This window comes from Cupriavidus necator (genome assembly GCF_013141915.1).
Taxonomy (GTDB): Bacteria; Pseudomonadota; Gammaproteobacteria; order Burkholderiales; family Burkholderiaceae; genus Cupriavidus; species Cupriavidus necator_B.
Genome location: NZ_SROX01000009.1, coordinates 111411 through 137516 on the forward strand (window position 1 = coordinate 111411; position 26106 = coordinate 137516).

The 26106-nt window shown below is 68.2% G+C and carries 22 protein-coding genes; 11 read left to right on the top strand and 11 right to left on the bottom strand.

Features of this window, described 5'->3' with window-relative positions; genetic code table 11:
• Positions 1-64: 64 nt before the first annotated feature.
• Together rpsU and E5S69_RS17995 are read right to left on the bottom strand one after the other, a co-directional pair.
• A complete protein-coding gene (gene rpsU / locus E5S69_RS17990) occupies positions 65-277 on the bottom strand; it encodes a 30S ribosomal protein S21 (RefSeq protein WP_171516120.1) in 213 nt (70 codons plus the stop codon).
• 142 nt (positions 278-419) lie between these two features.
• Positions 420-1679 (bottom strand): NAD(P)/FAD-dependent oxidoreductase, encoded by a 1260-nt coding sequence (locus E5S69_RS17995; protein ID WP_171516003.1) that lies wholly within the window; start codon positions 1677-1679, stop codon positions 420-422.
• 157 nt (positions 1680-1836) lie between these two features.
• On the opposite strand from E5S69_RS17995, the gene tsaD reads away from it, so the two are divergent.
• Positions 1837-2871 carry a tRNA (adenosine(37)-N6)-threonylcarbamoyltransferase complex transferase subunit TsaD gene (gene tsaD / locus E5S69_RS18000; RefSeq protein ID WP_171516004.1) on the top strand — a complete coding sequence of 345 codons (1035 nt, stop codon included), beginning with the start codon at positions 1837-1839 and terminating at the stop codon, positions 2869-2871.
• Between the two features lie 144 nt (positions 2872-3015).
• Here tsaD and folE2 read toward each other — a convergent pair whose 3' ends face one another.
• The 4 genes from folE2 to E5S69_RS18020 form a co-directional block, all read right to left on the bottom strand.
• Positions 3016-3819 carry a GTP cyclohydrolase FolE2 gene (gene folE2 / locus E5S69_RS18005; protein WP_171516005.1) on the bottom strand — a complete coding sequence of 268 codons (804 nt, stop codon included), beginning with the start codon at positions 3817-3819 and terminating at the stop codon, positions 3016-3018.
• 210 nt (positions 3820-4029) lie between these two features.
• Entirely contained in the window at positions 4030-5946 is a 1917-nt protein-coding gene (dxs, locus tag E5S69_RS18010) for a 1-deoxy-D-xylulose-5-phosphate synthase (protein WP_171516006.1), read from the bottom strand.
• Between the two features lie 25 nt (positions 5947-5971).
• Entirely contained in the window at positions 5972-6856 is an 885-nt protein-coding gene (locus tag E5S69_RS18015; protein ID WP_171516007.1) for a polyprenyl synthetase family protein, read from the bottom strand.
• Positions 6853-7158, bottom strand: coding sequence for an exodeoxyribonuclease VII small subunit (locus tag E5S69_RS18020; RefSeq protein WP_171516008.1), 306 nt, complete (start codon positions 7156-7158; stop codon positions 6853-6855). The genes E5S69_RS18015 and E5S69_RS18020 overlap by 4 nt, the downstream gene beginning before the upstream one ends.
• Before the next feature lie 374 nt (positions 7159-7532).
• On the opposite strand from E5S69_RS18020, the gene E5S69_RS18025 reads away from it, so the two are divergent.
• From E5S69_RS18025 to E5S69_RS18035, 3 genes are all read left to right on the top strand, one after another.
• On the top strand, positions 7533-8636 hold the full coding sequence (locus E5S69_RS18025; protein WP_171516009.1) for an aromatic ring-hydroxylating oxygenase subunit alpha: 1104 nt from the start codon (positions 7533-7535) through the stop codon (positions 8634-8636).
• Positions 8637-8812: 176 nt separating this feature from the next.
• The gene (locus E5S69_RS18030; protein ID WP_171516010.1) at positions 8813-9736 is read left to right on the top strand and encodes a DMT family transporter; all 924 of its coding nucleotides are present in this window, start codon (positions 8813-8815) and stop codon (positions 9734-9736) included.
• 65 nt (positions 9737-9801) lie between these two features.
• A complete protein-coding gene (locus tag E5S69_RS18035) occupies positions 9802-10659 on the top strand; it encodes a sulfurtransferase (RefSeq protein ID WP_171516011.1) in 858 nt (285 codons plus the stop codon).
• Positions 10660-10664: 5 nt separating this feature from the next.
• Here the strand turns inward: E5S69_RS18035 and E5S69_RS18040 are convergent, their stop codons facing one another.
• The 4 genes from E5S69_RS18040 to polA form a co-directional block, all read right to left on the bottom strand.
• Complete coding sequence (locus E5S69_RS18040) at positions 10665-11546, bottom strand: ZIP family metal transporter (protein ID WP_171516121.1); 882 nt, start codon at positions 11544-11546, stop codon at positions 10665-10667.
• A 119-nt stretch (positions 11547-11665) separates the two neighbouring features.
• Positions 11666-12544 carry a dienelactone hydrolase family protein gene (locus E5S69_RS18045; RefSeq protein ID WP_171516012.1) on the bottom strand — a complete coding sequence of 293 codons (879 nt, stop codon included), beginning with the start codon at positions 12542-12544 and terminating at the stop codon, positions 11666-11668.
• Positions 12545-12661: 117 nt separating this feature from the next.
• Complete coding sequence (locus E5S69_RS18050) at positions 12662-13987, bottom strand: NAD(P)/FAD-dependent oxidoreductase (protein WP_171516013.1); 1326 nt, start codon at positions 13985-13987, stop codon at positions 12662-12664.
• Between the two features lie 166 nt (positions 13988-14153).
• Positions 14154-16982 carry a DNA polymerase I gene (polA, locus tag E5S69_RS18055; protein WP_171516014.1) on the bottom strand — a complete coding sequence of 943 codons (2829 nt, stop codon included), beginning with the start codon at positions 16980-16982 and terminating at the stop codon, positions 14154-14156.
• Between the two features lie 4 nt (positions 16983-16986).
• Between polA and E5S69_RS18060 the strand changes: the two genes are divergently transcribed.
• The 4 genes from E5S69_RS18060 (at position 16987) to E5S69_RS18075 (ending at position 20523) form a co-directional block, all read left to right on the top strand.
• Positions 16987-17934: a TIGR00730 family Rossman fold protein gene (locus tag E5S69_RS18060; RefSeq protein ID WP_236901376.1), complete on the top strand. Its 948-nt coding sequence runs from the start codon at positions 16987-16989 to the stop codon at positions 17932-17934.
• Between the two features lie 208 nt (positions 17935-18142).
• Positions 18143-18571: a hypothetical protein gene (locus tag E5S69_RS18065; protein WP_171516015.1), complete on the top strand. Its 429-nt coding sequence runs from the start codon at positions 18143-18145 to the stop codon at positions 18569-18571.
• A gap of 129 nt (positions 18572-18700) precedes the next feature.
• On the top strand, positions 18701-19705 hold the full coding sequence (locus tag E5S69_RS18070; protein ID WP_171516016.1) for a homoserine kinase: 1005 nt from the start codon (positions 18701-18703) through the stop codon (positions 19703-19705).
• A 5-nt stretch (positions 19706-19710) separates the two neighbouring features.
• Complete coding sequence (locus E5S69_RS18075; RefSeq protein ID WP_171516017.1) at positions 19711-20523, top strand: BPSS1780 family membrane protein; 813 nt, start codon at positions 19711-19713, stop codon at positions 20521-20523.
• A gap of 69 nt (positions 20524-20592) precedes the next feature.
• On the opposite strand, the gene E5S69_RS18080 is transcribed toward E5S69_RS18075, so the two are convergent.
• Positions 20593-21351 carry an IclR family transcriptional regulator gene (locus E5S69_RS18080; RefSeq protein ID WP_171516018.1) on the bottom strand — a complete coding sequence of 253 codons (759 nt, stop codon included), beginning with the start codon at positions 21349-21351 and terminating at the stop codon, positions 20593-20595.
• 208 nt (positions 21352-21559) lie between these two features.
• On the opposite strand from E5S69_RS18080, the gene sauS reads away from it, so the two are divergent.
• From sauS to E5S69_RS18095, 3 genes are all read left to right on the top strand, one after another.
• Positions 21560-23044 carry an acylating sulfoacetaldehyde dehydrogenase gene (gene sauS, locus E5S69_RS18085; RefSeq protein WP_171516019.1) on the top strand — a complete coding sequence of 495 codons (1485 nt, stop codon included), beginning with the start codon at positions 21560-21562 and terminating at the stop codon, positions 23042-23044.
• Positions 23041-24567 (top strand): acyl--CoA ligase, encoded by a 1527-nt coding sequence (locus E5S69_RS18090; RefSeq protein WP_171516020.1) that lies wholly within the window; start codon positions 23041-23043, stop codon positions 24565-24567. The genes sauS and E5S69_RS18090 overlap by 4 nt, the downstream gene beginning before the upstream one ends.
• 210 nt (positions 24568-24777) lie before the next feature.
• Positions 24778-26070, top strand: a complete 1293-nt coding sequence (locus E5S69_RS18095; RefSeq protein ID WP_171516021.1) for an MFS transporter — start codon at positions 24778-24780, stop codon at positions 26068-26070.
• The last annotated feature ends 36 nt before the right edge of the window (positions 26071-26106 follow it).

A 26106-nucleotide genomic window follows, 5' to 3' on the forward strand; every position in this document is an offset into this window, starting at 1 on the left:
CCCACAACGCAAAAACCCGCCGAGCCGACGCCACAGCGGGTGAGGAACAAGCGCGAAGCCAGCGTCAGTACAGCTTCTTCGGCAGCATCTGGCTGCGGATGCGCTTGTAATGGCGCTTCTCTGCGGCAGCCTTCTTGCGCTTGCGCGCGGCGGTGGGTTTTTCGTAAAACTCGCGGGCCCGCAACTCCGGGAGCAGCCCGTTCTTCTCGATGGTGCGCTTGAAACGGCGCAGGGCAACTTCGAAAGGCTCGTTATCCTTGAGACGGATCGTAGTCATTTGGCCGGAAATGAATGGATTCTCGGGATGGCGGCGATACGAAGTTCGGAATTGTAGCACCAACAATTCGGCGCGGAAGTGGCGCGAAATGGACACCGCGCACGTGACGCCTAGGGCGCATGCGGGACACCAGGGCTCCGCCTCACGCCATCGACTGACCCGCCCGCGCCATCCGTGCCGACTCCGCCGCAGCCTGCCCCGCCGCCACCGCCGACGCCCAGGCCCACTGGAAGTTATAGCCACCCAGCCAGCCGGTCACGTCGACCACTTCGCCAATGAAATACAGGCCCGGCACCTCGCGCGCCATCATGGTGGCCGACGACAACGCGCGCGTATCGACCCCGCCCAGCGTGACCTCGGCCTTGCGGTAACCCTCGGTGCCGGACGGCACGATGCGCCAGTCGTTGAGCGCGGCGCCCAGCTTGCGCAGGGCCTTGTCGGTCACATCGTGCAGCGGCATCGTCGCCGCGACGCCGGCGGCGGTACACCACGCATCGGCCAGCCTCGAGGGCAGCCGCTGCGCCAGCAGGTTGCCCAGGTGCTTGCGGCTGCCGGCCTTTTGCGCCAGCAGCCACGCGGCGGCGTCCTCGCCGTCAAACAGGTCGATGGCGATCGGCGTGCCGGCACGCCAGTAGCTGGAGATCTGCAGCACCGCGGGCCCCGACAGGCCGCGGTGCGTCCACAGCAGGTCCTCGCGGAACGCGCCGGCGGCCTTGCCGTTGCCGCTGGCGATATCCACTTCCACCGACACCCCCGCCAGCGGCGCGAACGGGGCCCAGTCCTTGCCATCGAAGGTCAGCGGCACCAGCGCCGGGCGGGTTTCGACGATGCCCAGCCCGAACTGCCGCGCAATGCGGTAGCCAAAGTCCGTCGCGCCGATCTTGGGAATGGACAGGCCGCCGGTGGCCACTACCAATGCTCCCGCGCGGACCGTGCCGGCGGCGGTGAGCAACAAGAAGTCATCCCCCTCGCGCCGGACTTCCGCCACCGCGCAGCCGGTCTGCCAGCGCACCTGCCCTGCGTCGCATTCGGCGCGCAGCATGGCGATAACGTCTTCGGCGCTGTCGTTGCAGAACAACTGGCCGCGATGCTTCTCGTGCCAGTCGATGCCGTAGCGGCGCATCAGGCCGAGGAAATCCTGCGGCGTGTAGCGCGCCAGCGCCGAGCGGCAGAAGTGCGGATTGGACGACAGGTAATTGGCGGGACCGGCCTGCAGGTTGGTGAAATTGCAGCGGCCGCCGCCGGAGATGCGGATCTTCTCGGCAAGCCGGGTGGCATGGTCGATCAGCACCACGCGCGCGCCGTTCTGCCCCGCCACGGCTGCGCACATCATGCCCGCGGCGCCGGCGCCCAGCACCGCCACGTCATACCGGCCGGTCCGGGCCTGGGCTGCCCCGCTCATTGCACGCCTCGCGAATCCATGTGTCTTGCCACCGCCTGAGAAAGGGCAGATTGTAGCGAAAAGCGCGCCGCGCGCCGCTGTGCTACCCTGCGCGCTTCCTGCAAACCCTTGTTTCGACAGCTGTTTCCGACATCGGAGACGGCGTCGTCCGCCTCCCATGCTTGTCCTCGGCATCGAATCTTCCTGCGACGAAACCGGCCTCGCCCTTTATGACACCGGCGCCGGCCTGCTCGCGCACGCGCTGCACTCGCAGATCGCCATGCACCGCGACTACGGCGGCGTGGTTCCCGAGCTGGCATCGCGCGACCATATCCGGCGCGTGCTGCCGCTGCTGGAGCAGGTGCTGGCCGAGGCCGGCCGCACCCGCCAGGACATCGACGCGATCGCCTTCACCCAGGGCCCCGGGCTGGCCGGCGCGCTGCTGGTCGGTGCCTCGGTGGCCAATGCGCTGGGCTTCGCGCTGAACGTGCCGATGGTGGGCGTGCATCACCTGGAAGGGCACCTGCTGTCGCCGCTGCTGACGCGCGAGCCGCCGCCGTTCCCGTTCGTGGCGCTGCTGGTGTCGGGCGGACATACGCAGCTGATGGAAGTGCGCGGCATCGGCGACTACACGCTGCTGGGCGAAACCCTGGACGACGCCGCCGGCGAGGCGTTCGACAAGACCGCGAAGCTGCTGGGCCTCGGCTATCCGGGCGGGCCGGAAGTGTCGCGCCTGGCCGAGTTCGGGCTGCCCGGCGCATTCGATTTGCCGCGGCCGATGCTGCATTCGGGCAACCTGGATTTTTCCTTCGCCGGCCTGAAGACCGCCGTGCTGACGCAAACCCGCAAGCTGGCCAACACCTGCGAGCAGGATCGCGCCAACCTGGCGCGTGCCTTTGTCGAGGCGATCGTCGATGTGCTGGCGGCCAAGTCGATGGCGGCGCTCAAGCAGACCGGGCACAAGCGGCTGGTGGTGGCGGGCGGCGTCGGGGCCAACCGGCAACTGCGCGACCGGCTGGACCAGTTGGGCAGGCAGCGCAAGCTCGAGGTGTATTACCCCGACCTGGCGTTCTGCACGGATAACGGCGCGATGATCGCGTTCGCCGGCGCGATGCGATTGCAGGCAGCGCCGGGGCTGGCGCGGCATGAGTATGGCTATGGGGTGACGCCGCGGTGGGATCTGGCGGATATCCGGTTGCCGTCGGCGGCCTGACCGTTGCATACCCCAGTGTGTCGCATGAGCGCTTGGGTGCTCCCTCTCCCGCAAGCGGGAGAGGGAAGCAAACACTAGGCAACGAAACGCCCAAAGAAAGAGCCACCGCATGCGGTGGCTCTTTCCATAGCAGCGACAACGCGGTCAGTCGATGCGCTTGTCCCGCTCGATCACCGCATACGCACTGTGGTTGTGGATCGACTCGAAGTTCTCAGCCTCCAGCACATAAGCCACGATGCGATCATCCGCGTTCAGCCGCATGGCGATGTCGCGCACCAGGTCCTCGACGAACTTGGGGTTCTCGTAGGCACGCTCGGTTACGAATTTTTCGTCAGGCCGCTTGAGCAGCCCCCACAGCTCGCACGACGCCTCTTCCTCGGCCATGCGCACCAGCGCTTCCACCGGCAGTTCGCCGGCGAGCTCCACGTTCATGGTGATATGCGAGCGCTGGTTGTGCGCGCCGTACTGCGAGATCTTCTTCGAGCACGGGCACAGGCTGGTCACCGGCACCAGCGCCTTCAGGAACACCCGCGTGGCGCCGTCGCGCACCTCGCCGGTCAGCGTGACCTCGTAGTCCAGCAGCGACTCCACGCCGGACACCGGCGCGATCTTGCTGATGAAGTACGGGAACGTAACCTCGATGCGGCCGGCCTCGGCTTCGAGCTTCTCCAGCATCTTGTCCAGCATCAGCCGGAAGCTGGCCAGTTCCAGCGGCGCGCGCTCTTCTTCCAGCAGCGCCACGAAACGCGACATATGCGTGCCCTTCTGGTCGGCGGGCAGGTGCACGTCGAGGTTGAAGGTGCCGACGGTCGGCATGGTGCCGGCCGGGGTCTTCAGGGTCACGGGATAGCGCACGCCCTTCACGCCGACACGCTGGATCGGGATCTGGCGAGTGTCGGGGCTCGACTGGACGTCGGGCATCACGAAGGCGGGGTTGATGTCATTCATCTACGGTTTCCTCCAGGGCGGCGCCAGCACAGCGCCAGCCCTTACGGTCGCGGCATTTTCGCAGTCCCTCCATGCCGCGCAACGAGTGTGAAACCACGGGACCCGGCACTGGCGTGCCGACCCGCAGCTGCGAACACAAAAAACGGAGTTTAAGGGAATTCGGACGCACCCGTCGTGCGGGGTCCCGAATTCCCTCGGTCTGGCAGGGGGTCAGGCCACGCGCGAGGCGACCGTGACCTTGGGCTGGTCCAGCCCGAAACGCTCGCGCACCGAGCGTTCGATGCCGGCCGCGTCGAGGCCGCATTGCTGCAGCAGGTAGGCCGGATCGCCATGGTCGACGAAGCGGTCGGGCAGGCCAAGCGTCAGCACCGGCTTGTCGATGCCGGCCTCGGCCAGCGCTTCGAGCACGGCGCTGCCCGCGCCGCCCATCACGCTGCCCTCTTCCACCGTCACCAGGTAGTCGTTGTCGGCTGCCAGGCGCTTGACCAGCGCCACGTCGAGCGGCTTGACGAAGCGCATGTCGGCCACCGTGGCGTCCAGCGCCCCGGCCGCACCCAGCGCGGGCTGCACCATCGAGCCGAACGCCAGGAAGCCGACGCGCTGCCCGGCGCGCGCGCCGCCCTCGCGGCGCACCACCCCCTTGCCGACCGGCACCGGGGCCAGGTCGGCGGCAATTGCCGCGCCCGGGCCGGAGCCCCGCGGATAGCGCACCGCGCTCGGGCCGTCCTGCTGGAACGCCGTGGTCAGCAGCTGGCGGCACTCGTTCTCGTCGGACGGCGTCATCACCATCATGTTGGGGATGCAGCGCAGGTAGGCGATATCGTAGGCGCCCGCGTGCGTCGCGCCGTCGGCGCCGACCAGGCCGGCGCGGTCCAGCGCGAACAGCACCGGCAGGTTCTGCAGCGCCACGTCGTGGATCAGCTGGTCGTAGCCGCGCTGCAGGAAGGTCGAGTAGATCGCCACCACCGGTTTCAGCCCTTCGCAGGCGAGGCCGCCGGCAAAGGTCACCGCATGCTGCTCGGCGATGCCGACGTCGTAGTAGCGCTCCGGGAAGCGCTGCTCGAACTCGACCATGCCCGAGCCCTCGCGCATCGCCGGGGTGATGCCGACCAGGCGCTTGTCGGCCGCGGCCATGTCGCACAGCCAGTCGCCGAACACCTGGGTGTAGGTCTTGCGCGCGGGCTTGGCAGCCGGGCGGATGCCTTCGGCGGGATTGAACTTGCCGGGGCCGTGGTACAGGATCGGGTCGGCCTCGGCCAGCTTGTAGCCCTGGCCCTTCTTGGTGACCACGTGCAGGAACTGCGGGCCGCCGCCTTCGAGCGCGCGCTGGCGGATGTTCTGCAGCGTCGGCACCAGCGAATTCAGGTCGTGGCCGTCGATCGGGCCGATGTAGTTGAAGCCGAATTCCTCGAACAGCGTGGCCGGCACCATCATGCCCTTGGCGTGTTCCTCGAAGCGCTTGGCGAACTCCAGCACCGGCGGCGCCACCGACAGCACCTTTTCGATGCCCTTCTTGGTGGCCGCGTAGAACTGGCCGCTCAGCAGCCGCGCCAGGTGACGGTTGAGCGCGCCCACCGGCGGCGAGATCGACATGTCGTTGTCGTTGAGCACCACCAGCAGCGGCAGGTCCTTGTAGACGCCGGCATTGTTCAGCGCCTCGAAGGCCATGCCCGCGGTCATGGCGCCGTCGCCGATCACTGCCACCGAGACGCGCTGCTGGCCCAGCGTGCGCGCGCCCAGCGCCATGCCCAGCGCGGCCGAGATCGAGGTCGACGAGTGCGCGGTGCCAAAGGTGTCGTATTCGCTCTCGCTGCGGCGCGGGAAGCCCGAGATGCCGCCCCACTGGCGCAGCGTATGCATGCGTTCGCGGCGGCCGGTCAGGATCTTGTGCGGATAGCTCTGGTGGCCCACGTCCCACACCAGCCGGTCGTCCGGGGTGTTGAAGACATAGTGCAGCGCGATGGTCAGTTCGACTGTGCCCAGGTTGGATGACAGGTGGCCGCCGGTCTGCGAGACCGACTCCAGCACATAGGCGCGCAGTTCGTCGGCCAGGGTCTGCAGCTCGCGCCGGTCGAGCTTGCGCAGGTCCGCGGGGGCGTCAATCTTGTTGAGGAGTGCGTAGGTCATGATGTCCGTTCGGCCGGCTCTCAGTTTAATGCGTGCGCAGCACGATCAGGTCTGCCAGGTCGCGCAGGCGCGCGGCGCGCTCGCCAAAGCCGGCCAGCGCCTCGTACGCCTCGGCGCGCAGCGACCCGGCCAGTTCGCGTGCCGCGTCCAGGCCCAGCAGCGACACGTAGGTCGGCTTGTCATGGGCGGCGTCCTTGCCGGCGGTCTTGCCCAGCGTCGCGGTATCCGCGGTGACGTCCAGAATATCGTCAACCACCTGGAACGCCAATCCCATCGCCGCCGCATAGCGGTCCAGCGCGGCCAGGCCCTGGGCATCGATCTCGCCACACAGGGCGCCCATGCGCACGCTGGCGCGCAACAGCGCGCCGGTCTTCATGCGGTGCATGGCCTCGAGCGCGTCGCGCGTCATGGCCCGGCCCACGTGCTGCAGATCGATCGCCTGGCCGCCGGCCATGCCTGCCGATCCCGACGCCCGCGCCAATTCCGCCACCAGCTGCAGCCGCACCGCGGGCGCAATCGGCCCGGCCTCGGCCAGCACGATGAACGCCTGGGTCTGCAGCGCATCGCCGACCAGCAGCGCGGTGGCCTCGTCATAGGCCTTGTGCACGGTCGGCCGGCCGCGGCGCAGGTCGTCGTCGTCCATGCACGGCATGTCGTCGTGGACCAGCGAGTACGCATGGATCATCTCCACCGCGCAGGCGGCCGCGTCGCAAGCCGCCGGGGCTGCACCGCTGACTTCGCCGGCGGCATGCACCAGCAGCGGGCGCACGCGCTTGCCCCCGCTCAGCGCAGCATAGCGCATCGCTTCGTGCAGGGTGTGCGGCACCGTGCCAGCATCGGGCAGCGCGGCCTGCAGGGCCGCCTCGGTGCGCGCGCCCTGCGCCTGCATCCATTGTGCGAAGTCGCTCATGCCTGGTCCGTCCCCTGTGCACCGTTGGCACCGTTGCCGTCGCCCGCCAGCGGCTTGAGCGCGTCGCCCTCCAGCACCCGCACCTGCTGCTCGACCCGCTCCAGCTTCTGCTGGCAGTAGCGCACCAGTTCAGCGCCGCGGCGGTATGCCGCCAGCGAGGCCTCGAGCGGCAGCTCGCCGCTTTCCATGCTGGCCACCAGCGTTTCCAGTTCGGCCATCGCCGCCTCGTAGGAGGCGGGCGGCGCCGCGGCGGCGTCGGCGGTGTTGTCGGTCTGGACCGGATCGGTCATCGTTTTTGGCATATCAGGCCCTGGAATCTGGAACCCGGGGGAAACCCGGATGGGGAAGCCCGGATTTTACGCCAAAGCGCGGGACTGCCCCCATCTTGCAGCCGTCTGCCGTGCCCCCATCGGGTGCCATCGTTGCATAAGTGACTTGTGCGCTCGGGTCGTCTTTCCGAATGCGGCCGCTACGGCACCCCGATGACGACCCGGGTCGACTTTTTCGCTAAAAAGGCAAAAAAATCAGTCCCTTAACTTTTTGGGTCGGGTACAATCTTTCGTTCGCCGCCAGGGGTCGCGAGAGCGTTCCCGGGCGGCAGTCTTTCCCAAATCGATTCCATTTTCGATGGTTGGGTTGTTCACTGCTTTCACCTGTTCATCTGGGAGTGGGGATAATGTCCAATCTCAGCACCGCGCTCAACCTGGCGCCGGCTGATTCGCAACTGCCCGTCGGCGTCTACTTCGACGAAGCGCTGCATCAACAAGAACTCGAACGGCTGTTCAGGCATGGTCCGGGCTATGTCGGCCATGAACTGATGGTTCCGGAAACCGGCGACTACCACACGCTCAAGGCCGAGGACGAAGGCCGCATGCTGGTGCGCAACGCCGCCGGCGTCGAGCTCATGTCCAACGTCTGCCGCCATCGCCAGGCCATCATGCTGAACGGCCGCGGCAACAAGCAGAACATCGTCTGCCCCCTGCACCGCTGGACCTACGACCTCAAGGGCGAACTGCTAGGCGCACCGCATTTTGACCAGCAGCCCTGCCTGCACCTGAAGCGCTCGCCGCTGCAGAACTGGAACGGCCTGCTGTTTGAGGGCCCGCGCGACGTGCGCGCCGACCTGGCCCGGCTGGGCGTGGCGCAGGACCTGAACTTCGACGGCTACATGCTCGACCACGTCGAGGTGCACGAGTGCGACTACAACTGGAAGACCTTCATCGAGGTCTACCTCGAGGACTACCACGTGGTGCCGTTCCACCCGGGGCTGGGCAGCTTCGTCTCGTGCGACGACCTCAAGTGGGAGTTCGGCGAATGGCACAGCGTGCAGACCGTGGGCCTGCACGCCGGCCTGAAGCGCCCCGGCAGCCCGACGTACCAGAAATGGCACGACGCCGTGCTGCGCTTCAACAACGGCGTGCTGCCCAAGCACGGCGCGATCTGGCTGACCTACTACCCCAACATCATGGTGGAGTGGTACCCGAACGTGCTGGTGATCTCGACGCTGCATCCGGTCGGTCCGCGCAAGACGCGCAATGTGGTGGAGTTCTACTACCCCGAGGAAATCGCGCTGTTCGAGCGCGAGTTCGTCGAGGCCGAGCGCGCCGCCTACATGGAAACCTGCATCGAGGACGACGAGATCGCCGAGCGCATGGATGCCGGCCGGCTGGCGCTGCTCAAGCGCGGCACCAGCGAGGTTGGCCCGTACCAGTCGCCGATGGAAGACGGCATGCAGCACTTCCATGAGTGGTACCGCCGCGCCATGGCCTACGCCGGGTAAACCGCGACGCGTGCGCGATCACCGCACAGCGCCAGCCACAACGGACCGCCACCGCGGTCCGTTTTGTTTTGGGACGCGATGTGCGCTGCTAGAATCATTGTCCGGTGCCGGCAGCACATGCCGCCGCGCGCCGCCCCCCTCTTTTCGCTCCCTGCCCGCTTCACCGCGCCCTCGCCATGCAATCGCTCTGGATGCTGTTCGCCGCCTTCGCCTTTTCGCTGATGGGGGTTGGCGTCAAGCTGGCGTCCGATCTGTACACCACCGGCGAGATCGTCTTCTACCGCGGCCTGATCAGCGTGGTGATCATGTGGATGCTGCTGTCCTCGCGCGGGATCCCGGTGCGCACGCCTTACATGCTGTCGCATATCAAGCGCAGTGTGTTCGGCGTGACTTCGCTGATGCTGTGGTTCACGTCGATCTCGCTGCTGCCGCTGGCCACCGCGATGACGCTGAACTACATGTCGCCGGTGTGGATCGCGCTGATCCTGGGCGCCAGCGCGGCGCTGGCCGGCACCGCCGGCAACGCCGACCGCCGGCTGGTGCTGGCCATCCTGCTGTCGTTTGCCGGGGTGATCTGCCTGCTGCAGCCATCGGTGGGCAAGGACCAGCTGACCGGCGGCCTGGTCGGGCTGATCTCGGGCATGTTCACCGCGCTGGCCTATGTCGAGGTGCGCCAGCTGGGCCAGCTGGGCGAGCCCGAGGGCCGCATCGTGTTCTATTTCTCGCTGGTCGGCATGATCGCCGGGCTGGCCTGGATGCTGCTGGGCGGCACCAGCCCGCACACCTGGTACGGCGCCGGCCTGCTGCTGGCGATCGGCATCCTGGCCACGCTGGGCCAGACCGCGATGACCCGTGCCTACAAGCGCGGCAACACCCTGCTGACCGCCAACCTGCAATACGCCGGCATCGTCTTCTCCAGCGTCTGGGGCATGATGATCTGGTCCGATCGGCTGAACTGGCTGTCGTGGCTGGGCATGGGGCTGATCATCGCCAGCGGCATCGCCACCACGCTGATGCGCGCGCGCCAGGGCACCGACGCCAAGCCCACGCCCGCCACGCCGGTCAAGTCGCCGGAGGCGGAAGTCCACCCCGAGGTGTAGCCGCGGTGTAGCATTCGGAAAGCCGAACTGCCTTAGATGTCTTCCTTCGATCGCACAGGATTCCCATGCAGAAACCGCTGATTTCCGTCACCGCACTGCAGTCTCTGCTGGCCGGGCCCCGCCGCGGCGTCGTCATCGACTGCGGCTTCGACCTGGCCGACCCGGCCGCCGGCCGCGAGGCGTACCGCACCGGCCACCTGCCCGGCGCCTTCTACCTGCACCTGGACAACGAGTTGTCCGGTCCCCGCACCGGTCGCAACGGCCGCCATCCGCTGCCGGATGCCGACGACCTGGTCGCGCGCCTGCAGGCGCTTGGCATCGACGACGACACCCCCGTAGTCGCCTATGACGCCCAGGGCGGCATGTTCGCCGCGCGGCTGTGGTGGCTGCTGCGCTGGATCGGCCACGACGCCGTGGCGGTGCTCGATGGCGGCAAGGATGCCTGGGTCAAGGCCGGCCTGCCACTGGAGCACGATGCAGCCGAAGAGCCGGAATTCCCGGGCAAGATCCGCCGCGGCAAGTCGCTGGTGCCGACCGTCGATGCGGATGCGCTGGTCGCCAATCTCGACAGCGGCCGGCTGCTGGTGGTGGATGCGCGCGCGGCCGACCGCTTCCGCGGCGAGAACGAGACGCTGGACCCGGTCGGCGGCCATATCCCGGGCGCGGTCAACCGGTTCTTCAAGGACAACCTGGAGGCGGATGGCCGCTTCAAGCCGGCCGGGACGCTGCGCGCCGAATTCGGGGCCATACTGGGCACGCACGCCGCCGGGCAAGCGGTGATGCAGTGCGGCTCGGGCGTGACGGCCTGCCACAACCTGCTGGCGCTGGAAGTCGCCGGTCTGGGCGGCGCGGCGCTGTATCCGGGATCGTGGAGCGAGTGGTGCGCCGATCCGGCACGGCCGGTGGCCACCGGCGCGGCCTGAACGGGCTAGTGTGACGCTGCGACGGGCGCGGCGTGGCCGTGCCCGAGGTGGCTGTGCCGTTCGTGCACGCCGTTGGTGATGAAGACGATGCCGGCGATGCCCGCGGCCACCAGCACCACCTGGATCGCCGACTCGCGCCAGCGCGGCTTGCGCTGCATCTGCGGCATCAGGTCGCTGACGGCGATATAGATAAAGCTGCTGGCCGCGATCACCAGCACGTAGGGGATCCACCCGCTCAGCTGGTCGAGCAGGAAGTACCCGACCACCCCGCCGGCAATCGCCGCCAGGCTCGACAGCAGGTTGAAGGCGAAGGCGCGCGCCTTGGAGAAGCCGGCGTTGAGCAGCACGATAAAGTCGCCGACCTCCTGCGGAATCTCGTGTGCCGCGATCGCCAGCGCGGTAACCACGCCGATATGCGGGTCCGCCAGGAACGCCGCCGCGATCACGATGCCGTCGGCAAAATTGTGGAAGGTGTCGCCGACCAGGATGGTCAGGCCACTGCGGCCCGCTTCCTCGCGGTCATGGCCATGGTGGTGGTGGTGCCCGTCGCCCTCGTGATGGTGCGAATGGCGCAGCAGCGAGAGCTTTTCCAGCAGGAAGAACCCCAGCAGCCCCGCCAGCAAGGTGCCGAACAGCGCGCGCGGATCGGCGCCGGACTCGAACGCCTCGGGCAGCGAATGCAGCAGCGCGGTAGCCAGCAGCACGCCCACCGAGAAGCTCACCATGCGCTCGACCACGCGGGACGCCACCGTCAGCGACAGCAGCGCCGCCCCGAAGATGCTGCCCACCCCCGAGATCGTGGCGGCGAGCAGGATGTACAAAAGCGTCGAATGGATGATGGGCTCCCGGGGTGGCGGCGCCGGGCGGCGCCGCCGTTCCGCCCGCATCGCGCCGGGCGGCAAACGCAACAATGTTGCAATAACTCAAAGGCCGCATTGTACGTATCCGCCGGGACTTTGCAATCCTGCATGGGGTGGCAGGCACCGCGAAGATGGCGCTGCCGGTCTCAGCCCACGCCGTGCTGTCGCAACCAGTCCAGGCACTTCTGCCAGCCGTCCTTCGCATCGGCCTCGCGGTAGCTGGGCCGGTAGTCCGCATGGAAGGCGTGGCCAGACTCGGGATAGACGATGAAGCGCGAGCCCCTGGCGTTGGGGTTGGCCGCCGCCGCCAGCGCCGCCTTCATCTTCTCGATGTGCGCGTGGGTGATGCCGGTGTCCTTGCCGCCGTAGAGGCCCAGCACCGGCGCATGGAGCTGGGCGGCGATATCCAGCGGGTTCTTCGGCTTGAGCGGGGTCGACTCGCCCACCAGTTGCCCGTACCACGCCACGGCCGCCTTCAGCCGCTTGCTGTGCGCGGCGTAGAGCCAGACCAGGCGCCCGCCCCAGCAAAAGCCGGTGATCGCCAGCCGCGACAGGTCGCCGCCGTTGGCACCGGCCCAGGCTGCGGCGGCATCCAGGTCGCCCATTACCTGCGCGTCGGACACCTTGTTGACGACTTCGCGCTGCAGTTCCTGGATCGAGCCGAAGCTCTGCGGATCGCCCTGGCGCGCGAACAGTTCCGGCGCGATCGCCAGGTAGCCCAGCTTGGCTAAGCGCCGGCACACGTCGGCGATATATTCGTGCACGCCGAAGATCTCGCTGACCACCAGCACCACCGGCAGGCTCTTCTTTCCTTCGGGCTGGGCACGATAGGCCGGCATGCTGAAGCCGCCCGAGGGGATGGTGACCTCGCCCGCGCTCAGGCCGGCAAAATCGGTCTTGATGGCCTGCTGCGCCATCACCGGCAGCGCGGCGGCCGCAAAGGCGGAACCCAGTGCAGTCTTGACGAAACCGCGGCGGTCGAAGGTCTGGCCGGGGACCAGGCTATCCACTTCTGGTTTGAGCATGCGCATGTCTCCAGGATCGTTGGTGGCTGGGCCGCCACGCGGCGCCAGCGCAGATTTTAAGCAGACATGGAGAAAACATGCGCGCCGACGCCCCGATCGGAGCGGGCGGGCGGTGCGTCAGTGCAGCTTGACGCGCGGACTGGTCTTGCTGCGCAGCCAGTGCGAGACGGTATCCAGCGCCATCCCTACCGCGCCGTGCAGCGCCATCACGTGCATCCGGTACAGCGAGGTGTACATGAAGCGCGCCATCAGCCCTTCGATAAACATCGAGCCGCCGATCAGCCCGCCCATCAGGCTGCCCACCGCGCTGAAGTGCCCCAGCGACACCAGCGAACCCAAGTCCTTGAAGGCGAACTGCGGCAGCGGCCGCCCCGCCAGCCGCGCGCACAGCGCCTCGTAGAGGAAGGTGGCCTGCTGGTGCGCGGCCTGCGCGCGCGGCGGCACCGCGGTCTGCTTTTCCGGCCACGGGCAGCTGGCGCAATCGCCAAAGGCGAAGATGTCCGGGTCGCCCTCGCTCTGCAGCGTGGGGCCGACCATGATCTGCCCCTGGCGGCTGACCGGCAGGCCCAGGCTGGCCAGCACCGCGGGCGCGGTGATGCCGGCGGCCCACACCGTCAGGTCCGCATCGATGGTCTTGCCGCTGGCGGTCAGCACGGCTTGCGGCGTGACCTCGGTCACGCGCTCGCTGGTAAAGACGCCGACGTCCAGCTTGCTGAGCAGCTTGGCGGTCTCGGCCGAAACCCGCTCGGACAGTGCCGGCAGGATGCGCGGGCCGGCCTCGACCACGTGGATGCGCACGTCGCGGCGCGGGTCGAGGCGATGCAGGCCATAGGCGCTGAGCACGTGCGCGGTATTGCGCAGCTCGGCCGACAGTTCCACGCCGGTGGCACCGGCGCCGATGATGGCCACGTCCACGCGCGGACGGCCGTCCTCGCCCATGCGGCCGCGCCCGTTCTGGGCGCGCACGCAGGCCGCGATCAGCCGCTTGCGGAAGCGCTCGGCCTGCGCCACGGTGTCGAGCGCGATGGCGTGCTCGGCGGCGCCCGGCACGCCAAAGAAATGCGTGACGCAGCCGATCGCCAGCACCAGCGTGTCATACGGCAGTTCGCGCGCAGGCAGCAGCTCGGCGCCGTCCTGGTCCAGGCAGGCCGATACCGCAATGGTCTTGCGGCTGCGATCGACCCCGGTCAGCTCGCCCTGCTGGAACTCGAAATGATGCCAGCGTGCCTGCGCCGCGTATTCCAGCTGGTGCGTGTTGGGATCCATGCTGCCGGCGGCCACTTCGTGCAGCAGCGGCTTCCAGATATGCGTGGGCAGGCGGTCCACCAGCACCACCTGCGCCGCGCCCTTGCGGCCAAGCTTGTCGCCCAGCCTGGTCACTAGTTCTAGCCCTCCTGCCCCTCCGCCGACGACAACGATGCGGTGCGTCCTTGTTTCTGTCATGGTCTACCTGATGCGTTTTTGTGAATGCTTGCCTGAGGCGTTTTCCACAGTCTGCTGCATTGCAGCATTGCTGGCAAGCGGGGCACGCCGACTCAGCAGTCGCTTCATTCGATACCACCACGCAGGGGGCAACGAGCCGGACGCGCCGGCTCGTCATGTCAAGGCTTCAGTGAGCCTCTTCCCAGTTCGCGCCGCTGCCGACTTCGGCCACCAGCGGCACGCGCAGCTGCGCCACCGTGCACATCAGCTCCGGCAGGCGCGCCTTGACCAGGTCCAGCTCATGCTCGGGCACTTCCAGCACCAGTTCATCGTGCACCTGCATGATCTGGCGGGTCTGCAGGGCATCGCGCTCCAGCCAGTCCTGCACCGCGATCATCGACAGCTTGATCAGGTCGGCCGCGGTGCCCTGCATCGGCGCGTTGATGGCGGCGCGCTCGGCGGCCTGGCGGCGCGGGCCGCTGCCACCGTTGATATCGGGCAACCATAGCCGCCGGCCGAACACGGTCTCGACATAGCCCTGCTCGCGCGCGGTCTGCCGGGTCTCTTCCATGTAATGGGCCACGCCCGGGTAGCGCATGAAGTAGCGGTCGATGTAGTGCCTGGCGGCGTCGCGCTCGATGCCCAGGTTGCTGGCCAGCCCGAACGCGCTCATGCCGTAGATCAGGCCGAAGTTGATCACCTTGGCATAGCGGCGCTGCTCGCTGCTGACGGCGTCACGCTCGACGCCGAAGATCTCCGCGGCGGTGGCGCGGTGGATGTCCTCGCCGTTGGCGAAGGCGCGCAGCAGGTTCTCGTCGCCCGAGATATGGGCCATGATGCGCAGCTCGATCTGCGAATAGTCGGCCGAGACGATCACGCTGCCGGGCTCGGCGATAAAGGCCTCGCGGATGCGCCGGCCTTCCTCGGTGCGCACCGGGATGTTCTGCAGGTTGGGCTCGGTCGACGCCAGCCGCCCGGTCACCGCGGTGGCCTGGCCGTAGCTGGTGTGCACGCGGCCGGTGCGCGAATTGACCATCTTCGGCAGCTTGTCGGTGTAGGTGGACTTGAGCTTGGACAGGCCGCGATAGTCCAGCAGCAGCTTGGGCAGCGGGTAGTCCTCGGCCAGCTTCTGCAGCACCTCCTCGTCGGTCGAGGGCGCGCCGCTGGCAGTCTTCTTCACCACCGGCAGCTTCATCTGGTTGAACAGGATCTCGCCGATCTGCTTGGGCGAGCCCAGGTTGAAGGGCTGCCCCGCGGCCTCGTAGGCGGACTGCTCCAGCGCCAGCATGCGCTGGCCCAGCTCGGCGCTCTGCGCGGCCAGGCGCTCGGCGTCGATCAGCACGCCGTTGCGCTCGACTTTCTGCAGCACCACCGAGACCGGCATCTCGATCTCTTCATAGACGCGGCGCAGCCCCGCCGCGGCTTCCACCTGCGCAAACATCTTGCGATGCAGGCGCAGCGTTACGTCGGCATCCTCGGCGGCGTACTCGGTGGCGCGGGCCAGGTCGATCTGGTCAAAGCCGATCTGGCTGGCACCCTTGCCGCACACTTCCTCATAGGTGATGGTCTTCAGGCTCAGCAGGCGCTCGGCCAGGCTATCCATGCCATGGTTGCGGTGCGAGGCCAGTACGTAGCTCTGCAGCATGGTGTCATGCGCCACGCCGCGCAGCTGGACGCCGTGGTTGGCAAACACATGGACGTCGTACTTCAGGTTCTGGCCGAGCTTGGCGCGGCTGGCATCTTCCAGCCAGGCGCGCATCCGTTCCAGCACGAACTCGCGCGACAGCTGGCCGTGGTCGGGCAGGCCGGCCACGTCGGGGCCGCGGTGCGCCACCGGGATGTAGCAGGCCTCGCCCGGCGCCGCCGACAGCGAGATGCCGACCAGTTGCGCCTGCATCGGATCCAGCGAGGTGGTCTCGGTGTCGATCGCCACCAGCGGCGCGGCTTCGATACGCCGCAGCCAGTCTTCCAGCATGCCCTCGGTGGTGACGGTCTCGTAGCGAATTTCGGTGGGCGCCACGTCCTCGGGCGCCGCACCGGTGTCAGGCGCGGTGGCAGGCGCGGCGGCGGGCGCATCGAACAGGCCGCCCTGCGCGGGCGCGCTGGCCGCGGCGCGGGCACGGGCCTGGGCGCGCGCATCGGGCAGGCTTTCGCCGGTGGCCTCGCGCAGCCACGTCTTGAAGCCATAGCGCTGGAAGAACGCCACCAGCTGGTCCTTGTCCTCGCCGGTCTCGCGCAGCGCGTGGAAATCGGCGACCGACTTGCTCAGGTCGCAGTCGGTCTTGACCGTTACCAGCCGGCGCGCCATCGGCAGCCATTCCAGCGTGTTGCGCAGGTTCTCGCCAACCACGCCCTTGATGCCTGGCGCAGCCGCCATCACGCCGTCAAGCGAGCCATGCTCGGCCAGCCATTTGACGGCGGTTTTGGGGCCGACCTTGGGCACGCCCGGCACGTTGTCCACGGCATCGCCGATCAGCGACAGATAGTCGATGATGCGCTCGGGCGGCACGCCGAACTTGGTCACCACGCCGGGCGGATCGAGCACCTCGCCGCTCATGGTATTGACCAGCGTGACGTGTTCGTTGACCAGCTGCGCCAGGTCCTTGTCGCCGGTGGACACCACCGTGCGCACGCCCTGCGCCATGGCCTGGCGCGACAAGGTGCCGATCACGTCGTCGGCTTCGACGCCGTCGACCACCACGATCGGCCAGCCCAGCGCGCGCACGGCCTCGTGGATCGGCTCGATCTGGCGCGCCAGGTCCTCGGGCATCGACGGCCGGTGCTCCTTGTAGGCCGGATACAGGTCGTCGCGGAAGGTCTTGCCCTTGGCGTCGAATACGCACGCGCTATACTCTGCCGGGTAGTCGTTGCGCAACTTGCGCAGCATGTTGATCATGCCGTAGATTGCCCCTGTGGGCAGACCCTCCCCATTCCTCAGGTCCGGCAAAGCGTGATAAGCGCGATACAGATAGCTCGATCCATCGACGAGCAAGAGTGTTTTTGGACTATCCGACATTCCCATGGACTCAAAATTGACTGGTGCCGCTGCAGGCGGTGCCTCGACCGCCCCCCTTGCTGACCCGGATGTTTCTGATATCTCCGGCGATACCGTACAACCCCCGCCGGAGGCTGCCGCCGAGCACGCCGCGGCGATCGCCGCCGCGGCCGACGCCGCCGCCGCGGGCAATCCGCCAGAAGTTGCTGCTGAAAAGGCTGCGGCGGCGGCGGCGCGCGCCAACCCGCGCAAGATGATCCCCAGCCTGCGTGCGCTGGCCGACGAAGACCGCGCTACCGCTAAGAAGGCGCGCGCCTCGTGGCAAATGTTCACGATTATGGCAGAGTTCATCGAGGCCACCGAGTACCTGTCCGAGATCCGACCGGCGGTGTCGATCTACGGCAGCGCGCGCCTGCGCGAGGATTCGCCGTACTACCAGCGCACCATCGAGATCGCCCGGCTGTTCTCGGATGCGGGCTTTGCCGTGATCTCCGGCGGCGGCCCCGGCATCATGGAAGCGGCCAACAAGGGCGCGCATGCCGGCAAGTCGGCCAGCGTCGGCCTTAACATCGAACTGCCGCACGAGCAGCAGGGCAATCCGTACCAGGACATTGCCATGCGCTTTCGCCACTTCTTCACGCGCAAGGTCACCTTCGTCAAGAATTCCGACGCCTTTATCGTGATGCCGGGCGGCTTCGGCACGCTCGACGAACTGGCCGAGGTGCTGACACTGGTGCAGACCGGCAAGTCGCGCTCGGTGCCGGTGATCATGTTCGGCAGCCGCTTCTGGAAGGGCCTGCTGGACTGGTTCCGCTTCACGCTGCTGCCGATGGGCCTGATCGCCGAGCACGACCTGGACCTGATGAAGATCGTCGACGAGCCCCACGAAGTGCTGGAAGCGGTCTACGACTACTACGAGCAGCGCGGCGGCGACAAGCCGATTCCGCCAAAGGAAGAGATGTTCTACCTTTAAGGGCCGCCGGGGCGCCGCGGCAACGCATGCGCCACCCGGCACCGGGGCGCGGGTGCCCCGCGGTGCACGGCGGCGGCCTGCGCAGGGCAGGAATTGCTAGAATGGAACCTGTCCGTCTGCCAAGCCCGGCGCCGCCGGGTTGCAGTCCAACCGCCGCACGCCGCGGCGCTGCGCGCCTGTCATGCCGCAGCCCGCACAGGAGCACCTGATGACCTCCCCCTCTTCCGTCCGCCCGGTCCGGTCCACGCGGTCAGCCGCCGTGGCCGGCGAGCCTGAACTGCCTGCCAGGCGCTCAGTGTCCGGCCTTGCCGTGGCGGCGGCGCTGGCGCTGGCATCCGGCTGGGCGCTTGCGCAGGAAAGCAGCGCGCTGACCCAGCAGGAGCTGAACCAGATCAATAACCGGCCGATCGCCCCGGCCGCCAAGTCGCAACTGAACCAGCCGCGCGAACCGAGCTTCCAGCTCAATGAACGCGATGGCACCCAGGTGCGCGAGTACCGCGACAAGGGCCGGGCCACAGATATCCAGGTCCGGTCCGGCTTCGGCACCAGGTACGAGATGAGCAAGCCGGAAGACAGCTCGCCCAAGATCCGCGAGCACGACGTCAACCGCGTGCCTTCGGTCAACCTGAAGTTCTGAGCCCGCTTGCCCACGGCCTGGCATGAGCGCCAGGCCGCGCCGGCCCTCCGGCAGTCATGCCGCGGCGGCGGCCCGGACTTTGTCCGAAACCGGCCCCCGCCGCTTTCCGATTCGCTTCACACAACGAGTATGGCCGTATTCACCACGGTCTCGCAGGACGAGATCGCCCGCTGGCTGCTGGATTTCGACCTTGGCGAAGTGCGCGAACTGCGCGGCATCGCCTCGGGCATCGAGAACAGCAATTTCTTCCTCACCATGGAGCACAAGGGCCAGACGCGCCAGTACGTGCTGACCATCTTCGAGCGGCTCTCGTTCGCGCAGCTGCCCTATTACCTGCACCTGATGGCGCACCTGGCCGGGCGCGGCATCCGCGTGCCCGCGCCGATCCCGGCGCGCGACGGCGAGATCCTGCGCCCGCTCAAGGGCAAGCCCGCCACCATCGTCACGCGCCTGCCCGGCGCGTCGCAGCTGGCGCCCGACGCGCAGCACTGCGCCGAGGTCGGCGACATGCTGGCGCGCATGCACCTGGCGGGCGTCGATTACCCGCGCCGCCAGCCCAACCTGCGCAGCCTGCCCTGGTGGCAGCAGACCGAGCGCGAGATCCTGCCGTTCCTCGATGCCGGCCAACGCGCGCTGCTGCAACGGGAAATCGCGCACCAGGCAGCGTTCTTTGCCAGCCCGGCGTACGCCAGCCTGGGCGAAGGCCCGTGCCACTGCGACCTGTTCCGCGACAACGCGCTGTTCGAGGAAGACGGCAGCGGGCGCCACCGGCTGGGCGGCTTTTTCGATTTCTACTTTGCCGGCCACGACAAGTGGCTGTTCGACGTGGCGGTCACTGTCAACGACTGGTGCATCGACCTGGCCAGCGGCGAACTCGACCCCGCGCGCGCGCAGGCGCTGCTGCGGGCTTATCATGCGGTCAGGCCGCTGACCGGGACCGAGGCCGCGCACTGGCAGGACATGCTGCGCGCGGGCGCGCTGCGCTTCTGGGTGTCGCGACTGTGGGACTTCTACCTGCCGCGCGAGGCCGACATGCTGCAGCCGCACGATCCGACCCATTTCGAACGCATCCTGCGCCGGCGCCTGGACGCCCACCCCGCGAACCCCGCGAGCGCCCCGCTCCCCTGGATCTGACCCGTATGCAACTACTGGAAGTCCCCGCCAAGGAAGGCTACACCTGGTTCCGCCAGGGCATCTGGCTGTTTCGCAAGAACCCGCTGACCTTCCTGATGCTGCTGTTCGTCTACCTGATCGCCGCGCAGTTGGCCATCGTGGTGCCGCTGATCGGCATCATCGCGCTGCTGGTGGTCACCCCGGGCCTGTCGGTCGGCGTGATGACCGCGTGCCGCGACGTGATCCAGAACAAGCGGGTGCTGCCCACCGTGCTGCTGGCAGGCTTTCGCGCCAACGGCAAGGAAGCCACGCGCAACCTGCTGGTGCTGGGCGGCATTTACGCCGGGCTGGTATTCGTGCTGGGCCTGATCGCCGGCGCGGTGGTCGACATGAGCGCGCTGGTGCCGATCGTGCTGAAAGAAGAGGCGCCGACCGCCGAGGCGGTGCGCCAGCTGTACTACGCCATGCTGATCGGCGCGCTGCTGTACACGCCGATCGCGATGATGTTCTGGTTCGCACCGTTGCTGGCGGCGTGGCACGGCGTGCCGCCGGTCAAGGCGCTGTTCTTCAGCTGGACCGCGTGCTGGCGCAACCGCGGCGCGTTCTTCACCTATGCGGTGCTGTTTGCGATGCTGCTGGTGGCGATTCCGTTCTTCCTGGAGGCGGTGTTCAGCGCGTTCGGCGCCGAGACCGTGCTGTCCTTTCTGGTGACGCCGTATTCGCTGCTGATGCTGGCGATCCTGTACTGCTCGTTCTATGCCACCTACCGCGGCTGCTTCAACGTGACGCCGCCGGGAGTCGAGCCGGCCGCGCCGATGGCGCCAGGCGCTGGCACCTGAGAGCCTCCCGAATGCCGATTGTTTGCTCCCTGCCCCGCTTGCGGGAGAGGGAGCAGACCGCCCTCACGGTTATTCGCAGAACGTCTTCACCATTTCCGCCGCGGCCAGGCGCAGGTCCGGCACGAACGCCATCAGCTGGTCCATCGTCATGCGTGCCATGGGCACCTGCACGGCAATCGCCGCGCAGGCGCGGTGCCGGTTGCGCATGACCGGTACCGCGACCGCGATCATCCCCTCAAGGTTTTCCTGATTGTTGACGCCCAGGCGCCGCCGCCGCGTCTCGGCCAACTCCGCATGCAGTGCCTCGGCATTGGTGATGGTGCGTGCCGAGTGCGCGCGCAGCGGCAGGGTGGCGACCAGGCGCAGGCGCTGCGCGCTCGGCAGGAATGCCAGCAGCAGCTTGCCGCTGGCGGTGCAATGCAGCGGCACCCGCGAGCCCGGCTGCAAATGCATGCGCAGCGGCCATTGCGTCTCTACCCGGTCCAGGTAGACCACGTCATCCCCCGACAGCATGGTCAGGTTGCAGGTCTCCCCGATCTTGTCGACCAGTTGCTGCAGGATCGCATGCCGCGCCGCCGCCGGCCCCGCCTGCATCAGCACATTGACCGCCAGTTGCCGCACGCGCGAAGAACACTCGTAGTGGCGGTTGCCCGCGGTGCGCGACACCAGCCAGGTGCTTTCCAGCTGCTTGAGGATGCGGTGGACCGTCTGCTTCGGCAGTTCGATCGCCTGCACGATGGCCGCCAGCGACAAGGGCCCGTCGGCCGCCGACAGGATCTCGAGGATGCGGAAGGCGCGCACTGCGGCGGCATTCGAGTGATTGCTCATGGATCAAATTTAAGGGATTCCGGGACGCCTGGGCGTCCCGAAAACTGAATTCTGATTCGCACCCGCACGGTGCGCTCGCGAAAGCGCACAAATTGGGACGGAGCGCCTGCCGCGCTTCACTAGATTCGATCCAGGGCCGCCGGCCGGTGCCGCGAACTGCACGGCAAAGCGCGGCGGCCCGCACCGTTCAAACCGCGGAGTCGAATCCATGAGTGTGCAATTACTGCATCGCCGGCAGTCCAACAATTCCGATTTGTCCCTAGCGGCGCCGTCGCTGCCGACGCAGGCAGCCAGCCCTTGCGCAAGCGAAGCCGTGGCCGCAGTCGTGGCCCGGGCCAGGCAGGCGCAACGCGACTTCGCGCGCGCCGACCAGGCCACCGTCGACATCGCCGTCGCCGCCGCGGCGTGGGCCATCATGGAGCCCGCGCGCAACCGCCAGCTGGCCGAGCGTGCCGTCGCCGACACCGGCCTGGGCAATGTCGACGACAAGATCCGCAAGAACCACCGCAAGACGCTCGGGCTGCTGCGCGACCTGCACGGCCGCAAGACCGTGGGTGTGATCGCGCACGACGCGGCAACCGGCATCACCGAGATCGCGCGGCCGGTGGGCGTGGTGGCGGCGATTACGCCGTCGACCAATCCGGCGGCGACGCCGGCCAACAAGATCATCAACGCGCTCAAGTGCGGCAACAGCGTGGTCGTGGCGCCGTCGCCGAAGGGACAGGACACGTGCGCGCTGCTGCTGTCGTTCATCCACGCCGAGCTGGCCCGCGCCGGCCTGCCGGCGGACCTGGTGCAGATGCTGCCCGCGCCGGTCTCGAAGGCCGCGACGGCAGCACTGATGCAGCAGGCCGACCTGGTCGTCGCGACCGGCTCGCAAGCCAATGTCCGCATGGCCTATACCTGCGGCACGCCGGCCTTTGGCGTGGGCGCAGGCAACGTGGCCTCGATCATCGACGCCAGCGCCGCGCTGGCTGACGCGGCGGCCAAGGTCGCGCGCTCCAAGACCTTCGACAACGCCACCAGTTGCTCGTCCGAAAACAGCCTGGTCGTGCTCGACGCCGTCTACCTGCCCATGCTCGACGCGCTGGCGTCGGTCGGAGGCGTGCTGCTCACGGCTGCGGAGAAGGCGCGCCTGCAGGCGCTGATGTGGCACGACGGCAAGCTCGCCGGCACCTTCACCGGGCAGAGCGCGACGCGCATTGCCGAACTTGCCGGGCTGGAGCGCGTGCGCGCGCTGCGGCCCGCCATGCTGCTGGTGGAAGAAACCGGCGTCGGCAGCGACTTCCCCTTCTCCGGCGAAAAGCTCTCGCCGGTGCTGACGCTGTACCGCGCCGCCGACTTCGCGGCGGCGCTCGAGCGGGTAGCGGGCCTGTACGCCTATATGGGCGCCGGGCATTCAGTCGGCCTGCATTCGTCCGACCCGCGCCAGGCGCTGCAACTGGGGCAGCAACTGCCGGTGGCGCGAGTGATCGTGAACCAGGCGCACTGTTTCGCCACCGGCGGCAATTTCGACAACGGCCTGCCGTTCTCGCTGTCGATGGGTTGCGGCACCTGGGGCGGCAACAACTTCTCGGACAACCTCGGCTGGCGCCAGTACCTCAACCTCACCCGCATCGCCATGCCCATCGCCGAACACGTGCCCGACGAAGCGGACCTGCTGGGCGACTACTTCGCGAGGGTCGGCCGATGAACGCGCGCGCGGAACCCCAGGTGTTCGACACCCTCGCCGCGCTGGTGGCCATGCGCGCGGCGCAGTGGCCCGACAAGCCCTACCTGCTGTCCCCGGACAGCGGCAAGGTGCTGACCTTCGGCGCACTGGCGGCCGATGCCGGCATGCTGGCGCGCCGCTATGCGGCCGCCGGGCTGGGCAGCGGGCAGACGGTCTCGGTGTACCTGCCCAACGGCGAGCAGACCGCGCGCCTGCTGCTCGGCACCATGGCCTGCGGGCTGGTGGTCAATCCGATCAACCTGCTGTGCCAGCCGGCGCAGCTGCGCTACATCGTCGCGCATGCGGATACGCGGCTGGTGTTCACCTGGCCGGACGGCGAAGCGGCCATCCGCGCGGCGCTGCGCGAAGCCGGACTGGACGTGCCGGTGATCGTCACCACGCCCGACGCCAGCAGCGTGCCGGCCCTGCCCGTGCGGCAGGAAGCGCCGCCATGGCCCGCGCCGCGGCCGGACGCGCCCGCGCTGCTGATGTATACGTCCGGCACCACCGGCACGCCCAAGGGCGTGCTGCTGACGCAGCGCAACCTGGTGGCCAATGGCGCCAACGTCAGCCGCGAGCATGCGCTGGGGCCGGCCGACCGGGTGCTGGCGACGCTGCCGCTGTACCACATCAATGGCCTGGTCGTGACCGCGATCGCGCCGCTGGTGCACGGCGGCTCGGTGGTGATGCCGATGCGCTTCTCGGCCAGCGCGTTCTGGCAGGACAGCGCCCGCCACGGCTGCACCTGGCTGAACGTGGTGCCGACCATCATCGCCTACCTGCTGAACGACCCGCACGGCCAGGCGCCCGCCGGCGTGCGCTTCTGCCGCTCGGCCTCGGCCGCGCTGCCGCCCGAGCATCACCGCGCCTTCGAAGCGCGCTTCGGCATCGGCGTGATCGAGACCATGGGCATGACCGAGACCGCCGCCCCCGCGTTCAGCAATCCGCTCGATCCGGGCCGGCGGCGCATCGGCAGCATCGGCCGGCCCTCGGGCACGCGCGCCCGCGTGCTCGGGCGCGACGGCAAGCCGGTGGCGGACGGACAGGTCGGCGAGATCGTGCTGCAGGGCGAGAACGTGATGGCTGGCTACTACAAGGCGCCGGAGGCCACGCGCGAGGCCTTTACGCCGGACGGCTGGCTGCGCACGGGGGACCTTGGCTACCGCGACGCCGATGGCTATTTCTACATCACCGGGCGCGCCAAGGAACTGATCATCAAGGGCGGGGAGAACATTGCCCCGCGCGAGATCGACGAGGCGCTGCTGCGCCACCCGGCCGTGCTCGAGGCCGCGGCGGTCGGCGTGCCCGACCCCGCCTACGGGCAGGAGATCGTCGCCTACGTGGTCATGCGCGAGGCGGCGCGCTGCGATGACGCCGCGCTGCGCGCGCATTGCCTGCGCGAGCTGGGCCGCTACAAGACGCCGAAGGAGTTCCGCTTTATCGCCGAGCTGCCGCGCGGGCCGTCGGGCAAGGTGCAGCGGCTCAAGCTGCTCGACCGCGCCTGACGCTTCCCCTCTTCTTCCACAACGATCGCCAAGGAGCCTGCCGGACCCGCATTCACGACACCTGGAGACACGCTTCGACAGACAGATGCTCAAGGACGGGGCAGCGCGGCCGGTGCCGCGCCCCGGCGCGCCGCAAGCGCATGGCGACAGACCATGCGCCGGCCGCCGCCCCGTCGACGCCACGCGCGCTCGCCGCGCACAGGAGGTGGTATGAAGCAACGCATCAAGACCCGGCACATGATCCTCGGCGTCATGTGCCTGATGTATTTCATCGCCTATATCGACCGCGTCAATATCTCGGTCGCCGCGCCCCTGATCCGCGAGGAAATGGGGCTCACCGCATCGCAACTCGGGCTGGTGTTCTCGGCCTTTGCCTACCCCTATGCCGCCATGCAGATCCTGGGCGGCTGGATGTCGGACAAGTTCGGGCCCAAGAAGGTGCTGATCGTGCTGTCGCTGATCTGGGGCGTGGCCACGGTGCTGACCGGCTTTGCCGGCAGTGTGCTGATGCTGGTGGCGTTGCGCTTCGCGCTGGGGATCGGCGAAGGCGGGGCGTTCCCGACCGCGACGCGCGCCTTCACCTACTGGATGCCGGTGGCGGAGCGCGGCTTTGCGCAGGGCATCACCCACAGTTTCGCGCGGCTGGGCGGCGCGATCACGCCGCCGGTGGTGCTGGCCATCGTCGCCACCGCCGGCTGGCGCGAGGCCTTTATCGTGCTGGGCGCGGTCAGCCTAGGCTGGACCCTGCTGTACGCCTTCGTGTTCAAGGACTCGCCTGACCAGCACCGTCGCGTCAGCGCGGCGGAATTGCAGGAGATCGGCTACCGGCGCGGCGATTGCCAGCAGGCCGCGAAAGCGCCCACGCCCTGGCGCCGTCTGTTCCGGCGCATGTGGCTGGTGACCTTCGTGGACTTCTGCTATGGCTGGTCGCTGTGGGTTTACCTGACCTGGCTGCCTTCGTACCTGAAGGAAGCGCGCGGCTTCGACCTGAAGCAACTGGCGCTGTTCACCGCGTTGCCGCTGATGGCGGGCGTGGTCGGCGACACGCTCGGCGGCGTGCTGTCGGACCGGCTCTACCGCCGCACCGGCAACCTGCGCCTCGCGCGCGGCGCGATCCTGTTCGTCGGGCTGGCCGGATCGCTGATGTTCATCGTGCCGATGACCTACACCGCCGATGCCGTCAACGCCGTGATCCTGCTGTCGCTGTCGTTCTTCTTCCTGGAGCTGACCAACGCCGTGCTGTGGAGCCTGCCGCTGGACATCGCCGGCAAGTACGCCGGCACCGCGGGCGGCATGATGAACACCGGCTTCGGGCTGGCCGGCATGGTCTCGCCGGTGGTGTTCGGCTACCTGATCGAGCGGACCGGCAGCTATGACCTGCCGTTCATGATCTCGGCGGCACTGCTCGGGGTTGGCGCGCTGGCCTCGCTGTTCATCAATCCGCTGCTGACGGTGGACAGCCCGGACCCGAAACCCGGCGAGGTGCGGCACGCGTTGTCCTGAGCCAGCCCTGGCCGCCTCCTGGCGGCCGGCGCAGCC

Excerpts from the sequence above, each read along its gene's own strand:
- rpsU (WP_171516120.1), bottom strand. The coding sequence starts at position 277 with ATGACTACGATCCGTCTCAAGGATAACGAGCCTTTCGAAGTTGCCCTG.
- E5S69_RS17995 (WP_171516003.1), bottom strand. The coding sequence starts at position 1,679 with ATGAGCGGGGCAGCCCAGGCCCGGACCGGCCGGTATGACGTGGCGGTG.
- tsaD (WP_171516004.1), top strand. The coding sequence starts at position 1,837 with ATGCTTGTCCTCGGCATCGAATCTTCCTGCGACGAAACCGGCCTCGCC.
- folE2 (WP_171516005.1), bottom strand. The coding sequence starts at position 3,819 with ATGAATGACATCAACCCCGCCTTCGTGATGCCCGACGTCCAGTCGAGC.
- dxs (WP_171516006.1), bottom strand. The coding sequence starts at position 5,946 with ATGACCTACGCACTCCTCAACAAGATTGACGCCCCCGCGGACCTGCGC.
- E5S69_RS18015 (WP_171516007.1), bottom strand. The coding sequence starts at position 6,856 with ATGAGCGACTTCGCACAATGGATGCAGGCGCAGGGCGCGCGCACCGAG.
- E5S69_RS18020 (WP_171516008.1), bottom strand. The coding sequence starts at position 7,158 with ATGCCAAAAACGATGACCGATCCGGTCCAGACCGACAACACCGCCGAC.
- E5S69_RS18025 (WP_171516009.1), top strand. The coding sequence starts at position 7,533 with ATGTCCAATCTCAGCACCGCGCTCAACCTGGCGCCGGCTGATTCGCAA.
- E5S69_RS18030 (WP_171516010.1), top strand. The coding sequence starts at position 8,813 with ATGCAATCGCTCTGGATGCTGTTCGCCGCCTTCGCCTTTTCGCTGATG.
- E5S69_RS18035 (WP_171516011.1), top strand. The coding sequence starts at position 9,802 with ATGCAGAAACCGCTGATTTCCGTCACCGCACTGCAGTCTCTGCTGGCC.
- E5S69_RS18040 (WP_171516121.1), bottom strand. The coding sequence starts at position 11,546 with ATGCGGGCGGAACGGCGGCGCCGCCCGGCGCCGCCACCCCGGGAGCCC.
- E5S69_RS18045 (WP_171516012.1), bottom strand. The coding sequence starts at position 12,544 with ATGCTCAAACCAGAAGTGGATAGCCTGGTCCCCGGCCAGACCTTCGAC.
- E5S69_RS18050 (WP_171516013.1), bottom strand. The coding sequence starts at position 13,987 with ATGACAGAAACAAGGACGCACCGCATCGTTGTCGTCGGCGGAGGGGCA.
- polA (WP_171516014.1), bottom strand. The coding sequence starts at position 16,982 with ATGTCGGATAGTCCAAAAACACTCTTGCTCGTCGATGGATCGAGCTAT.
- E5S69_RS18060 (WP_236901376.1), top strand. The coding sequence starts at position 16,987 with ATGGACTCAAAATTGACTGGTGCCGCTGCAGGCGGTGCCTCGACCGCC.
- E5S69_RS18065 (WP_171516015.1), top strand. The coding sequence starts at position 18,143 with ATGACCTCCCCCTCTTCCGTCCGCCCGGTCCGGTCCACGCGGTCAGCC.
- E5S69_RS18070 (WP_171516016.1), top strand. The coding sequence starts at position 18,701 with ATGGCCGTATTCACCACGGTCTCGCAGGACGAGATCGCCCGCTGGCTG.
- E5S69_RS18075 (WP_171516017.1), top strand. The coding sequence starts at position 19,711 with ATGCAACTACTGGAAGTCCCCGCCAAGGAAGGCTACACCTGGTTCCGC.
- E5S69_RS18080 (WP_171516018.1), bottom strand. The coding sequence starts at position 21,351 with ATGAGCAATCACTCGAATGCCGCCGCAGTGCGCGCCTTCCGCATCCTC.
- sauS (WP_171516019.1), top strand. The coding sequence starts at position 21,560 with ATGAGTGTGCAATTACTGCATCGCCGGCAGTCCAACAATTCCGATTTG.
- E5S69_RS18090 (WP_171516020.1), top strand. The coding sequence starts at position 23,041 with ATGAACGCGCGCGCGGAACCCCAGGTGTTCGACACCCTCGCCGCGCTG.
- E5S69_RS18095 (WP_171516021.1), top strand. The coding sequence starts at position 24,778 with ATGAAGCAACGCATCAAGACCCGGCACATGATCCTCGGCGTCATGTGC.